This window comes from Planococcus notacanthi, assembly GCF_030407825.1.
In the GTDB taxonomy this organism is placed as follows: Bacteria; Bacillota; Bacilli; order Bacillales_A; family Planococcaceae; genus Planococcus; species Planococcus notacanthi.
Genome location: NZ_JASDCQ010000002.1, coordinates 69,502 through 83,001, shown reverse-complemented (window position 1 = coordinate 83,001; position 13,500 = coordinate 69,502). Strand labels below are relative to the sequence as shown.

Genomic DNA, 13,500 nt, shown 5'->3' with positions numbered 1-13,500 from the left:
ACTTTATAAATGATTAAATGGAGGAGCTGTAACAGATGAAACTCTTGACCTTGAACTGCCATGCCTGGCACGAAGAAAATCAACTTGAAAAAATACGGTATTTGGCAGATACCATCAAAGAAAAAGCCTATGACGTCATCGCGCTTCAGGAAGTCAATCAATCGATTGATGCCGAACTGCTTTACGGAGATATCAAAAAGGATAATTACGGCATCAAACTGCTGGAGGAACTTGAAAAAATTGGTGTCCACGATTATTCATTTGTTTGGAGTTTTTCGCATCTGGTTTATGGCATCTATGAAGAAGGCGTCGCGATATTGACGAAATACCCAATCAGTAAAGAGGAATCCTTTTTCGTCAGCTTAAGCACAGACAGCACTTATTGGAAAACGCGCAAAATCATCGGTGCCCAAATCGACTTTTGCGGGCTTCCAATGTCCTTCTATTCCTGCCATATGGGCTGGTGGACAGACGAAGAAGAACCTTTCAAACAGCAGGCAGACAGGCTTTTGCAGCAGATGGAAACTGATTCACCTGTTTTTCTGATGGGTGACTTCAACAACAGCGCTGCGCTGCGGGGAGAGGGCTATGATTACTTGATCAGCCACGGCCTTTACGATACGTATGAGTTGGCCGTTCAGAAAGATCAGGGAACTACTGTTGAAGGGAAAATTACTGGATGGAATGACAATAAGCAAGACCTGCGCATCGACTTGATTTTAATGAGTAAACCCTTCCCGGTGCTGTCGTCCAAAGTCATTTTCAACAACCGGAATAAGTCCATCCTCTCCGACCATTTCGGCGTAGAAGTTGAAGTGCGTATTCCTGAAGAATCAGAATCATCCCAGTCAATTTAAAACTGACCCCTAAGTTTTGTTCAGAATTGGCACTTTCAACTGGTTCAGTCCTCTGCTAATCTTATCTGAAAAAGAAAAGATAGGAAGGTAACCAATAATGCAGAAAACAACCAGCTATTCACCCGCAGCCAATTCCCGTACTTTTGATTTGATTTTAAGCTCTATGGCCATTGCACTTGTCTTTGTCGCTACTTTGTTATTGAACATCCGCCTGCCGATTGCAGCAAATGGCGGGCTTGTCCATCTCGGGACCGCCATGCTTTTCGTCATTGCCATCTTGTTTGGCCCTAAAAAAGGAATGATTGCCGGTGCGATCGGCATGGGGCTGTTCGATTTGGTTTCCGGCTGGACTTTATGGGCACCGATCACCTTCTTAGCGCGCGGCCTGCAGGGTTACCTGGTCGGAAAGATTGCGTGGTCCGGGGGCAGAAAAGGCGGCAGCACAGGTTTCAATATTTTAGCCGCTGTCGTTTCAATCCCTTTAATGGTAGCTATTTACTACCTCGGTGAAGCCATCATTTTCAGCAGCTGGATTATTCCGGCCGCTTCGATCCCCGGAAATCTTGTCCAAAATACAGTTGGACTGATCATCGCGATCCCAGTAGCCGTCGCTTTAAAGAAAACTCCGTTTTTTAAATAAGCTTTTATGCGAAGCTATTCAAAAAAGAGCGTGTCTGAAATTCAGACACGCTCTTTTTTTCAGTTCTTTACTTTCGATACGGTCAGGCCGTCCCCTATTGGAATCAATAAGGATTCGAGCTGAGGATGGTTTGCCACGACCTGGTTGAATGCCCTCATCACTTCGGTATGACGGCTCGTTTCAGCTGCGTCATCTGCGACCGTCCCTCTTGCCAATACGTTGTCCGCTACGATTAATGCACCAGGCTCTGCCAGCTTCAGGCAGCCATTCAAGTAATTTTCGTAGTTCACTTTGTCTGCATCGATAAAGAAGAAATCAAACTTCCGGTTTTCTGCGGCCAGTTTGCCGAGGTTCTCTAAAGCCGCACCAGTCATGTACGAAACCTGTTCACCAAACCCGGCTTTCGTTAGATTGCTTTGGGCCAGTTCAGCATACTGTTCTTCAAGCTCCAAGGAAGTCAGCTGCCCTTCAGGACTGTTGAATCCGCGCGCCAGGCAAATGCCGCTATACCCGCCAAGCGCCCCGATCTCCAATACGTTTTTGGCGCCCGCGACCGAAACCAGCATCGTCAGCAGTTTTCCGGATGACGGTGATACGGAAATCGATGGCATGCCTTTTTCTTCAATAGAAGAGATGACCCCTTCCAATACTGAATCTTGTTCAGTGAAAACAGTCTCAATGTATTGATTGATTTTTTTCATGCTCAGAAACTCCTTTTTTGTTAATTTACTTTTTTAACCATGTATAAATTGAATTGTAGCTCTTTGCATTCGCAACTGTCCAAAAAAAGCCCCTTGCATCAGATTTGATGCAAGGGGCTTTGGGTATTATCATATTTCGATTGGGCTTTTTTCGTCCAATTGAAGTGCTTTCGCAGTTGAAGTATGGATTTCCTGAAGAAGATCCGGGTTTTCAGACAAGGACATTCCATACGACGGAACCATTTCTTTAATCTTCGGTTCCCATTCGCCAACATGATCCGGGAAACATCTTTGGAAGATTTCCAGCATCGCATGTACAGCTGTGGATGCACCTGGAGAAGCTCCCAGCAATGCAGCAATCGAGCCATCGGCAGCCGTTACAATTTCTGTACCGAACTGCAAAGTGCCTTTGCCTTTATCCGTGTCCTTGATTACTTGAACACGTTGGCCTGCTACGACTACATCCCAGTCTTCAAGTTTGGCAGTCGGAATGAATTCACGCAATTCTTCTACGCGTTTCTCATTTGACAGCATGACTTGCTGAACAAGGTATTTCGTCAATGACAATTCTTTTGCTCCTGCAGCCAGCATCGTGAAGACGTTGTTCGGTTTTACAGATCCGATCAAGTCCATATTCGATCCTGTTTTCAGGAATTTTGGAGAGAATCCTGCAAATGGCCCGAACAGCAAAGATTTCTTGTTGTCGATAAAACGTGTATCCAAATGTGGTACGGACATTGGTGGAGCTCCGACTTTCGCTTTTCCGTATACTTTTGCATGATGCTGCTCAACGATTTCAGGGTCGTTGCAGACCAGGAACAGTCCGCTTACCGGGAATCCGCCGATATGCTTGGATTCTGGAATGCCTGTTTTCTGAAGCAATGGCAAGCTTCCGCCACCGCCGCCGATAAAGACGAAGTCAGCGTTATGGTATTCAATTTTATCGTTTTCAAGGTCCTGCACTTTCACTTCCCAAGTGCTGTCACTGCTGCGTTTAATGTCTTTTACGGCATGTTTGTAATTGATTTCGACTTGCTCTTCTTTCAAGTGGTCAAACAGCATTTCCGTCAAAGCGCCAAAGTTGACGTCAGTCCCGGAGTCGATTTTTGTAGCAGCAATCGCTTCACCAGAAGGACGGCCTTCCATGATAAGCGGAATCCATTCTTTCAATATTGCAGGATCAGCTGAATATTCCATGCCTTTGAACAAAGGGCTGGCTGATAATGCTTCAAATCGGTTATTCAGGAAACGAACGTTATCTTCTCCCTGAACCATACTCATATGAGGAATCGACATGATGAAGTCCTGCGGATTGCTGATGCGTTTGTTGTTTACAAGGAAAGACCAAAATTGTCTTGAAAGTTGGAACTGCTCGTTGATGTTGATGGCTTTTTTGATGTCGATCGAGCCGTCAGCCTGTTCCGGTGTATAGTTAAGCTCACAAAGTGCAGCATGTCCTGTTCCTGCGTTATTCCATTCATTGGAACTTTCAGACCCTGCTTTTTCAAGCTTTTCAAATACTTTGATGTTCCAGTCTGGTGCCAATTCCTTGAGCATAGACCCTAAAGTCGCACTCATGACGCCAGCACCGATTAAGATGACGTTTCTTTTTTTCTGTAGGTTGTCCATTATAACCTTCCTTATCCCGTATATTTGCAAATAGGTGCAGCTTGCTCCTGATCAAATAATACAAAAAGCCAGGTACAACCAAAAAACACACCTTTTCTGCTTCAATTATATAATTATATCATATTTCCGGATTATACCCATTTGATTTTGCCTGTTTATTATACCTCAAGTGCTAAAGCTAAAAAAGAAAGATGCCCGTTTTAAGAGGAATTAAGCCTGAAAAGCCCAAATGCAGTCATTCTCCAGAATGTCAGCATTTGGGCTTTCTTTTATAAAGCGGCTATTGTATCTTTTCAGCACACTATAGAATCTATTTTGTTATGGAAATCCAGCTTTTATTGACACCTATTGTCAGCCTTGGAATGTCTTATACTGACGCACCACTTCTTTGGTTATATCGCTGTCTTCCGACAGGCCACTGATTGTTTTCAGGACACCTTCTGGACCCGTTTCACGGATCATCTCTTGTATCTTCATTGCCTCTTCATCTTCTGGATGGTCGAACAATAGCGCAGCTGCAATTGCCTTGGCTAAATGCGTGTAAGGCAAGCCTGCTTTTTGCGCCTGCGTTGCCGGACGGATCAGGCGGTCTTCAGGACCCAGCTTCCGGATAGGCGCACGTCCCACTCGGGTGACGCCGTCGTTGAGGTAGGCATTTTTAAAACGCTCAATGTTTTTATTGATGTAAGCGAGATGCTCTTCTTCATCAAGGCCGTATTCCTTCATCAAGTACGCCCCGGTTTCTTTCAGCGTTTCTCTTACCTGCGTGACGATTTCCTCATCAGCCAAGGTTTCGTCGATCGTCGATTTTCCTGCCAGATAACCAAGATATGCAATGACGGCATGTCCTGTATTCACGGTAAACAACTTCCGTTCGATGAACGGTGCAAGGTCTGCCACCATTTTCATGCCCGTTACCTGTGGAATGTCTTCTGCCGTTTCCACGACCCATTCGTAATACGGTTCAACCAAAACGTCCAATGAACTTTGATCCTGTATCGGCACAATGCGGTCAACGGCTGAGTTGAAGAAATAGACCTTTCCTTCCAACTGGTTCTTCGTCTCTTCATCAAGATTATCCAGTATATGCTGTTTCAGGATATCCGTTGCGCCAATTTGATTTTCACAAGCGATAACGTAGAGTTTGTCATCTGTTGCTGCCACACGTTTAGCCAACCCGCGGGCGATCAGCGGTGCGATTCTCGGCAGGATATTCGGGCCGATCGCTGTGGTCAAATACGTAGCCTGTTGGATTGCTTCAATGACGTCATCTTCATGTGTCATGTTGTTGATGCCTGAAACATTTCCGATGCTGATCGTTTCTTCCTGTGATTGAGCAAGCTTCACCTGGTAGCCTTTTTCTTCATTGAGCTTATTGATGACTTGTTCGGCCACATCCACGAAGGTCACGTGATAGCCTGATTCGGAAAATAAAGCCCCAATAAATCCTCTGCCAATGTTTCCTGCTCCAAAATGAACGGTTTGTCTCATCTAATCATCCCTTTATCAAATTATTTTGTAGGTATTCCAAGAAAATATGCTCTAGTTTTTGCCGAATTGCCTTTTCATTGGAAGATGAAAAAATCATCCTCGATCCATCACTTTCAATGAGGCTGGTGCTGATCAAACTGAGCACTTCCTGCTCTTTGGCCGTCAGCTTTTCAGGAGCCAGCATGAGCAGCAGGTTCTTCATCTGCATGTCTTCTCCATCCATCCCTTTAACGGTAAGGGGCACCTCCAAATGGATCACTTGAAAGAGCAGCTCTTGAACCGAATCTTCCCGGCAATGGAAAAGCGCCATATGGGTATCCGGAATGCCTAATCCGCCTTTCTTCTCCCGCTCTTTCAGTTCCAGCATGGCCGCGGCTATATCCGTTAGCAATCCAGCCGCTTCGGCCATTTCAACCACTTCCTGCAACACTTCCCAATGATCTTTTGCCAACGGTGTGTGGATGACTTTAAAATTGGCCAGGATCGCTTCCATGCTGCTTTGTACTTCTTTTATTTCCCGCAGCATAGTTTGTATAGTAGGCTGGTTGCTAGCGGCTTGTGCTTCGGGCAAATCTTTAGGATTCAAATAATGCTTGTTGCTGGTTAGCTTTTCCACGTTATTCTGCAAATAGCTTTCAATATAGCCGATATCCCTGTCACTCAGCAAAGGGCTGACCATAATATAATCGACTTCGGCAACAGGCAGCCGGATTGTCGAGATTACCAGGTCGTAATTTTGAAAATGCGTTTTTTGGAAATCATTGAGCGATAGCACTTCCACTGAATTGATTTCAGGGAGCTCTTTTTGGATCCGGCTTGCGAGCATCTTGGAGGTCCCGATGCCTGTCGGACAAATAACGACTGCATTAATCCGAACCTGCTCCTCGTTCATCAGTAAAGCCGAACCGAAATGCAGGACAATAAAGGCTGTCTCATCTGCGGAAAACGCCAAGTCCTTGAATTCATTTTCCAACCCTTGCTTGACCGCCATAAACAATACCGGATATTTCCGTCTGATTTCGTCCGTCAAAGGATTGAACGATTCAAGGTGCTGCTTTAAACGAAAAATGGAAGGACCCATATGCGCAAGAAGCCCTTGATACAACGAGAAATCATTCACCAAGTCGACATGCAGCTGCTCCGAAACATCGAGGATCAGGTTTTTGATCAGACGCCCAAGCAGTACATTGTCATAATAGGCCAAGTCAGCCTCCTGTACTTTCGAGCCTTTTAAAATCACCGATAAAAAATGGACATCGGCCTTACTTAGCTGGATGCGCAGACGCTCTTTCAATTCATTGCAAATCTCTTCCATCAATTGGTACTCATTGCCGGAATCATTTTCGATTCCGTCTGCCTGATCCAGCAGGAATCCGGCCTGTGTCCGCTGAAGAGCCAGGCAACTGTAAACGACCAGTCCCATATAATCGCTATCCGCCAACCGGTTTTGTTCTTTATTGATTTTTCGATTCACCAGTTCATCGACAGCAGCCAGGTAGTCCGGCGAAAAATAACTAAGGATTTTCTCTTCCTGCTTTTTCCCTTGTTGAAGAAAATACAGGCATTCGACCATTTCTTCATAAAAATAAGCGAGAACATAATTGCTTATGGCATGGCGTTTGTTGGCTTCCGTGCCCTCTACTTCCACTCCGACGCCTCTCGTTATCGACACTTCAATAAAGAACTTCTGCAACCATGTGGTTAAATCCTCCAAATGAGCCGTTAAAGTGGCCGTACTGATTCCCAATTGGCCGGCCAGCACCTGTTTTTTAAAAAAGGGGCCTTCCTCCATTAAAATGATCAGCAATTTCAGCTTTCTCTCTTCGGGAGTTTCATCTGCCGGGCTGACGCTGATCAAATTTTGTATCAGCCGGTAGACCTGTTCGTTTTTCCCTGCAATAAAAAGACCTTCTTCTGCCGTACGCTGGACGGTTAAATCAAAATCCTTCAGCATTTTTCCGATTGATTTCAAATCCCGTTGGATGGTCCGGGCACTGACGGCCAAATAGGAAGACAGCGATTGTACGGTATGCTGGCCCGAGGTCCTGACAATCAATTCGATAATGGACTTTTCCCTAAATGTGATAAACATTCATCTCACTCATTTCACTTTAGAATGCCTTCTGCCGGACCCGGAAATGTAAATAGAACAAAAAGGCAGGAATCCCCGCCTTTCCATTGTCGCTATTTAATTGCTGTTGATGATGGCGATTAACTCTTTGGCTGATTTAGCATTCACCAATTGGTCCACGTTTTCCTGTTCAGCGCAAATGACGGCGATTCCTGAAAGGATTTCCAAATGCGTGCCGTCTTTTCCGGCGATGCCGAAAATCATTTTTGCACTTTCTCCATTAAAGTCTACTCCATTTGGCACCTGAACAACAGTAAAGCCTGATTTAAGAACAGATTTCTTGGCTTCTTCCGTGCCATGCGGAATGGCGACGTTATTGCCCATGTATGTTGTCGTGATTTCTTCTCGTTTCATCATTTCATCTACATAGGACTCTTCGACATATCCGCCTCTGACCAATGCTTGGCCTGCAAATCGGATCGCCTCTTCTTTCGTCCGGAACTTCTGCCCCAAATAGACGTTTTCCTCCAACAACAGCTGGTCGTCTTCCTCTGTGTGCGGAACTGCCGCTTCGCTTTCTGCAACCAGCTCGTTTTGCTCTTCCGTCACACCGTTTTGCAGACGATCAATCAATGCATCGTACTCAGGACTCGACAGGAAATTATCAACAGAAATATGGTAAGCATCCGGCACCTTGCTTTCGGCACGCGGTGTTAATTTTTCCTGCGTAATGACGATTTGGGAATCTGTTGGAATCGTACTGATTGCCGTATTGGTCACTGTTACACCGAATCCCGCTTCTTTTACCTTTTTTCGAAGAAGTGATGCGCCCATGGCACTCGATCCCATTCCAGCATCGCAGGCAAAGACGATTTTTTGCACATTTTCCGGAAAAACATCGTTGCCAGCAGTTGCGGGCGACGTTATTTCCCGGGAAATAGAACTCTTTTTGCCTTTCATTTGTTCCATTTTCTTCGTTGCTTCTTCCATGTCTTCATCTGTCTGTTTGCTTGATTTCAAGACGACTGCTGAAATGAGGAATGAGACGGTTGTTGCCACAATGACGGCAGCAAAGTTCGCTACATACGCCATTCCTTCAGGCGGTGTCACCGCTGCAATAGCCAAAATGCTTCCTGGGGAAGCTGGTGCGACCAGTCCGCCGCCCATTAAGACAAGCGTAAACACTCCGCTCATTCCGCCGAAGATGACAGCCAGCAATAACATTGGCTTCATCAATACATACGGGAAATAGATTTCATGAATTCCTCCGAAGAAATGAATGATAGCCGCTCCGGGAGCGGATTGTTTCGCGATGCCTTTGCCGAATAACATAAATCCAAGCAGTACTCCAAGACCTGGCCCCGGATTTGCTTCAAGCAAGAACAGGATTGATTTCCCTGTTTGTTGAACCTGTTCGAGTCCGATAGGCGTTAACACCCCATGGTTGATGGCGTTATTCAAGAACAAAATTTTCGCCGGTTCGATCAATATGCTGGTCAGCGGCAAGAGTCCAGCCGCCAACAACCAGTCCACCCCTGAAACAAGAACTGAGGTAAACGCACTTACAGCTGGCCCTACACCAGAAAATGCAAGAAGGGCAAGTGCCCCACCCAAAATACCGGCAGAAAAGTTATTGACCAGCATTTCAAAACCGGTCCGGACTTTTCCTTCGATCAATTGGTCAAACTTTTTGATGACATAAGCTCCTAGAGGCCCCATAATCATGGCACCCAGGAACATCGGTGTATCAGGAGCTCCGACAATGACGCCCATTGTCGCAATCGTCCCGACTACTCCACCCCGCTGGCCATGAATGAGTCTACCCCCTGTATACCCGATCAACAGCGGCAACATGTAGTTGACCATTGGCCCTACTAATGAGCCGAATTTTTCATTCGGGAAAAATCCGGTTGGAATAAACAACGCCGTGATCAATCCCCAAGCAATAAACGCACCAATATTCGGTAAAACCATGGAGCTCAAGAAGTTGCCGAACTTTTGTACCCGAACTTTCATTTGTGAATCGTTCATGTGATCCTCTCCTTTTAAGTTTTTAGGTAATTACTCTAAACGGATAAGCGCGACTGCCGTTGCAACTCATTTAATTAAGACGGTCGCTTTCTAATTTTTCACTTCTTATGATGTTCCTTTATCATAGCGCTTAAATGGAAGCGTATTCAATAATAAGGAAAGTCAACTTTGTCGGGCTTGTCGTGACAAGCTTGTTGTTTTACAGAAAAAGACCGCCCTTTCGCCTGAAGCATGACGATAGGACAGTCTTTTTTCGTGGTTTTTTGCACCGATGCAAAGGTTTACTCACTCTTTTTAGGAAGCGTGACGACAAAAGCAGTTTTATCGAATGCACTTGTTGCGTGGATCTGGCCATCGTGCAGATCCAAGATGCTTTTTACGATAGCTAAGCCTAATCCTGAACCGCCTGTAGACTGGGAACGTGATTTTTCAACCCGATAGAATCGTTCAAACAAATAGGGCAAATCGCTGCTTGGAATGGGTTGGCCGTAATTCGCAATTTCAATTTGAATGAGATTTTCTGATTCGGTTGCTGACAGATCGATATACTTTCCTTGTTTGCCGTAGCGGATGGCGTTTTGAATCAAATTTTCAAACACCCTGGCCAATTTTATTCCTTCTCCCATAACAAAGGGGTTTTCTGTGAATGCACCGTGCTGCCGAAGTTCCATACCCGCTTCTTTCAGTTGGAATTGAAACTGGACGGCTAATTGGTTCAGCATTTCTTCCAAATTAATCGGTACTCGATTGATCAGTGCCTCTTTATTCTGCACCAAGGTGTACTCGAATAAATCATTGAGCAACTGGTTGAGCTCGTGGGATTTCTGATGGATGATCTGAATGTAATACCTAAGCTCCACTTCACTTTTATACCGATCTTCGTTGATCAAGTCCAAGTAGCCGACAATGGATGTTAATGGTGAGCGGAGATCATGGGCCACATTGGTGATTAAATCATTTTTTACTTCAGCTGCCTTTTTTTGCTCGTTTTTCGCTTGGTCCAATTGCAGAAGGAGCTGATTTACTTTTGCGGCTAATTCTCCTATCAGTCCATCGTCTTCCATTGTCATTTCCTGAGCAAAGCGTCCGTCTGCGATGCTTTCCATTTCACCCATCAACTTCTTCATCATGCTTTCTGTATAGTTCTGCCGTTCGTAAAGATAAAAAAGAGATAAAAACAAAGTAAAGGGCAGAATACACAAGATGATGAAAGGCACTAAACCAAACGTGCCGCTTAATTCGATGAACTGTGCGATACGGGAAGATTGAGTTTCCAGAAAAAATAAGGCATAGAGAAGCATTTGGGCTGTTCCCGCTGTCAATAAGAGTGCCAGGACAACATACAACAGCAATTTCCAAACGGGAATAAATTTAATGACTTTTTTCAATTTTATAGCCTACTCCCCAAACAGTTTGAATCAGCGCATCCCCGGGACTGGCTGCCTGCATCTTGTCCCGAAGATTCTTAATGTGCACCATGACTGTTTTATTTGAACCCATACTGTCCTCCTGCCACAATTGCTTAAAGATTTCCTCCGAACTGAAGACAGTGCCTTGATTTTTAGCCAGCAAATAAAGGATATCGAATTCACTGGAAGTCAATTTGATTTCTTTGCCATGGATACTGGCCTGATGGCCTTTTTTGTCGATGATCCAGGAACCGATCTGGAGGCTTGCATGCTCTTTGCCGGACGGAATGTAGTTTGCGCGCCGAAGCAAGCCTTTTACCCGGGCATTCAATTCCAACGGATTAAACGGTTTCGTCATATAGTCATCGGCGCCTGTCATGAGGCCCGTGATTTTGTCCATGTCCTGCACTTTGGCGCTCAGCATGAGAATCGGCACCTGGCTATCGCTCCGCACTTGCCGGCAGAATTCCATGCCATCCATGCGGGGCATCATAATATCCAAAACAATCAAGTCGACAGGGACACGATCGATGACTGCCAACGCCTCTATCCCATCCTGCGCCTGAAGGACAGAATATCCTTCGTTTTTCAGATAGATCTCTGCCAGCCTCGCAATATCACGGTCATCGTCCACAATTAAAACAGTTTGGCTCACTTTCGTTCCTCTCCTCTGCAAAATCCGTCCTAGCGATTTATTCCAGCTCTTTTTTCCAAGCTGAATTTATGGAAAACGGATTGAGCCAATGAAATTTTCGAAACTTTTCTTATTAGTAAAAACCCTATCACAGCGCCTAATGTATTCGCAATCAAATCATTGATATCTGTACTTCTTCCGCTTCCGAGCAAGATCCTAATCACTAATTGAGTGAGTTCGAATGATAAGCTGACATAAAACCCAAGGCGAGCCGCCTGTTTAATAGATTGGATTTTCCGGTTCAAAAATGGCAGGTACATGCCGAATGGCACCAGCATGATGACGTTCAACACAAAAGTCTTTACATCAATCGTTAGAATCGGAATAAAGTTAGCCGCTTTATACCATGGGGTCAGGTTGCGGTATTCACCCAGATTCACTTCAATCGGAAAAATCACCAAATGCAGCATACTCAATAAATAAATGGCGAAAGACAGCACCAGCGTAAATTGGCCCATTCCATAATAATTCCTTTTGAAAAAGGTGGAAACCAGCAAATAGATCAGAAAAATAAAAAATAACGGCAACAAAATGGAACTCGAATTGATGGTGAAGATGATGGAATCATTCATATTTCTTCCTCCTAGCAGTGATTATGTTATTCGCCTTGTAGCTGGCATGCCTTCTTTCAAAGGATAACTAAAGTATAATCAGCATTTTTAAAGTTTTTCTTAAGAAAAGAGAAAGGATTAGTTAATGTTGAAAATAAAAAAAAAGCAATTCTTTAGCCATTTGACGGCCAAAGAATTGCTTCTTTATGATTGATGTGTTTTTGGATCGGCCAATTTATGGAGATCACTGGAATGTAAAACCTCAAAGCATTCTCATTCATGTTTTCTTTTAAAAATCTTGCCTTACGGCTCTGCCTACCACCAAAGTCGCTGCAAAGAATCCAACAATTCCAAGCAAAAGAGGGACAGCTGTATAGGAGAGCAGATTGGTGCCTGCCGGATCGACAGATGAAGACAAAAGCGCCACGATTAAAACCGAGGAGACGATCGTCACCGGAACAGAGTACTTCATCATGCCAAAAAACAAGGGGATTAATGACAAACTGGCACAAGCAATAGCTATAACGATCAGGTGGATGGCGTATTCTCCCAGCAGAGCGGACGGTAATACAACCGGAGTGAACGAATACATCCCATTAAAAATGGAAAAGCTGTAAAACACAATGATCACCGAAGCGATGACGAAAAAAAAAGTCAGCAAACTGATGATGATCAGCTTAGCCAGCAGCACTTTCTTTCGGCTGACCGGGTACATAAATAGGACGGTAATTGTTTTATTTTTAAATTCTTCAATGATCATAGTAGATAGCAGGACCGAGGCATAAATGACAAAAGCAGCGACTACGAGCAGTTCAATCAGCATCATGATGTCTTCAGCACTTGAAAAAAACTCTTCTACAGCGTCCGGCTCCGTCCCCAACAACAAGAGCATGCCGACAATCGCTGCATTGATCAAGACGAACGCCAAAGCGACGCCCGGCAAATTCATTCTTTTCATTTCCAATTTAATCAGATTAAGTATGCGAATCGCCTCCCTCTATGAGCTGCAGGAAATAATCTTCTAGAGGCTGCTTTTTATCATTGAGCGCACCGATTTTGACTTGGCTTCGGACCATCGCCTGGATAACGTCATTCTGTGTGAGCTGGTCATCATAAATATGAATGGCACCTCTGTCTTCCTTCACCCGAAAGTTCAACGCTTTCAATTCATTTTCCAGCACAAAAGCCGCTTTTGGATAATCCGCTACGACCAATTCCATGTGGTTGGCATGCGTGCTGCGGATTTCGTCCATCGAAGCTTCCTTGATCAGTTTTCCTTTTCGGATCACCCCGATCGTATCGGCAATATGCTCAATTTCCGCCAGGTTGTGGCTGGAAATCAATAAAGTGATGCCGTATTGCCTGCTGTGAAAAAATGGGCAGCGCTTCATCACCATCAAATGCAGATCTGACCTTATACCCCTCT

At 44.7% G+C, this 13,500-nt stretch carries 12 protein-coding genes; 2 read left to right on the top strand and 10 right to left on the bottom strand.

Annotation, left to right across the window (positions count from 1 at the left end; all coding sequences use genetic code 11):
* Positions 1-35 precede the first annotated feature (35 nt).
* Positions 36-857 (top strand): endonuclease/exonuclease/phosphatase family protein, encoded by an 822-nt coding sequence (locus QMA01_RS07840; RefSeq protein WP_290214686.1) that lies wholly within the window; start codon positions 36-38, stop codon positions 855-857.
* Positions 858-954: 97 nt separating this feature from the next.
* On the top strand, positions 955-1,497 hold the full coding sequence (locus QMA01_RS07835; RefSeq protein ID WP_203340352.1) for an ECF transporter S component: 543 nt from the start codon (positions 955-957) through the stop codon (positions 1,495-1,497).
* Between the two features lie 59 nt (positions 1,498-1,556).
* Here the strand turns inward: QMA01_RS07835 and QMA01_RS07830 are convergent, their stop codons facing one another.
* The 10 genes from QMA01_RS07830 to QMA01_RS07785 all read right to left on the bottom strand — a co-directional run bounded on the left by QMA01_RS07830 (position 1,557) and on the right by QMA01_RS07785 (position 13,474).
* Positions 1,557-2,198: an O-methyltransferase gene (locus QMA01_RS07830; protein WP_290214684.1), complete on the bottom strand. Its 642-nt coding sequence runs from the start codon at positions 2,196-2,198 to the stop codon at positions 1,557-1,559.
* 129 nt (positions 2,199-2,327) lie between these two features.
* Complete coding sequence (locus tag QMA01_RS07825; RefSeq protein WP_191714582.1) at positions 2,328-3,827, bottom strand: malate:quinone oxidoreductase; 1,500 nt, start codon at positions 3,825-3,827, stop codon at positions 2,328-2,330.
* A gap of 351 nt (positions 3,828-4,178) precedes the next feature.
* Positions 4,179-5,318 (bottom strand): mannitol-1-phosphate 5-dehydrogenase, encoded by a 1,140-nt coding sequence (locus tag QMA01_RS07820; RefSeq protein WP_290214683.1) that lies wholly within the window; start codon positions 5,316-5,318, stop codon positions 4,179-4,181.
* A gap of 4 nt (positions 5,319-5,322) precedes the next feature.
* Positions 5,323-7,410 carry a BglG family transcription antiterminator gene (locus tag QMA01_RS07815; protein WP_290214682.1) on the bottom strand — a complete coding sequence of 696 codons (2,088 nt, stop codon included), beginning with the start codon at positions 7,408-7,410 and terminating at the stop codon, positions 5,323-5,325.
* 96 nt (positions 7,411-7,506) lie between these two features.
* Positions 7,507-9,420 (bottom strand): PTS mannitol transporter subunit IICBA, encoded by a 1,914-nt coding sequence (locus QMA01_RS07810; protein ID WP_290214681.1) that lies wholly within the window; start codon positions 9,418-9,420, stop codon positions 7,507-7,509.
* Between the two features lie 281 nt (positions 9,421-9,701).
* Positions 9,702-10,808: a sensor histidine kinase gene (locus QMA01_RS07805; RefSeq protein WP_225218413.1), complete on the bottom strand. Its 1,107-nt coding sequence runs from the start codon at positions 10,806-10,808 to the stop codon at positions 9,702-9,704.
* Positions 10,792-11,484, bottom strand: coding sequence for a response regulator transcription factor (locus QMA01_RS07800; RefSeq protein ID WP_191714578.1), 693 nt, complete (start codon positions 11,482-11,484; stop codon positions 10,792-10,794). Before QMA01_RS07800 ends, QMA01_RS07805 begins: the two co-directional genes overlap by 17 nt.
* Before the next feature lie 29 nt (positions 11,485-11,513).
* Positions 11,514-12,095 carry a VanZ family protein gene (locus tag QMA01_RS07795; protein ID WP_290214680.1) on the bottom strand — a complete coding sequence of 194 codons (582 nt, stop codon included), beginning with the start codon at positions 12,093-12,095 and terminating at the stop codon, positions 11,514-11,516.
* 268 nt (positions 12,096-12,363) lie between these two features.
* Positions 12,364-13,032, bottom strand: a complete 669-nt coding sequence (locus QMA01_RS07790; protein ID WP_290214679.1) for an ABC transporter permease — start codon at positions 13,030-13,032, stop codon at positions 12,364-12,366.
* 16 nt (positions 13,033-13,048) lie between these two features.
* Positions 13,049-13,474 (bottom strand): ATP-binding cassette domain-containing protein, encoded by a 426-nt coding sequence (locus QMA01_RS07785; protein ID WP_290214678.1) that lies wholly within the window; start codon positions 13,472-13,474, stop codon positions 13,049-13,051.
* Positions 13,475-13,500 lie beyond the last annotated feature (26 nt).

Coding starts and splice junctions, on each gene's coding strand:
- QMA01_RS07825 (WP_191714582.1), bottom strand. CDS start 3,827: ATGGACAACCTACAGAAAAAAAGAAACGTCATCTTAATCGGTGCTGGC.
- QMA01_RS07810 (WP_290214681.1), bottom strand. CDS start 9,420: ATGAACGATTCACAAATGAAAGTTCGGGTACAAAAGTTCGGCAACTTC.
- QMA01_RS07815 (WP_290214682.1), bottom strand. CDS start 7,410: ATGTTTATCACATTTAGGGAAAAGTCCATTATCGAATTGATTGTCAGG.
- QMA01_RS07830 (WP_290214684.1), bottom strand. CDS start 2,198: ATGAAAAAAATCAATCAATACATTGAGACTGTTTTCACTGAACAAGAT.
- QMA01_RS07790 (WP_290214679.1), bottom strand. CDS start 13,032: ATGAAAAGAATGAATTTGCCGGGCGTCGCTTTGGCGTTCGTCTTGATC.
- QMA01_RS07840 (WP_290214686.1), top strand. CDS start 36: ATGAAACTCTTGACCTTGAACTGCCATGCCTGGCACGAAGAAAATCAA.
- QMA01_RS07820 (WP_290214683.1), bottom strand. CDS start 5,318: ATGAGACAAACCGTTCATTTTGGAGCAGGAAACATTGGCAGAGGATTT.
- QMA01_RS07835 (WP_203340352.1), top strand. CDS start 955: ATGCAGAAAACAACCAGCTATTCACCCGCAGCCAATTCCCGTACTTTT.
- QMA01_RS07795 (WP_290214680.1), bottom strand. CDS start 12,095: ATGAATGATTCCATCATCTTCACCATCAATTCGAGTTCCATTTTGTTG.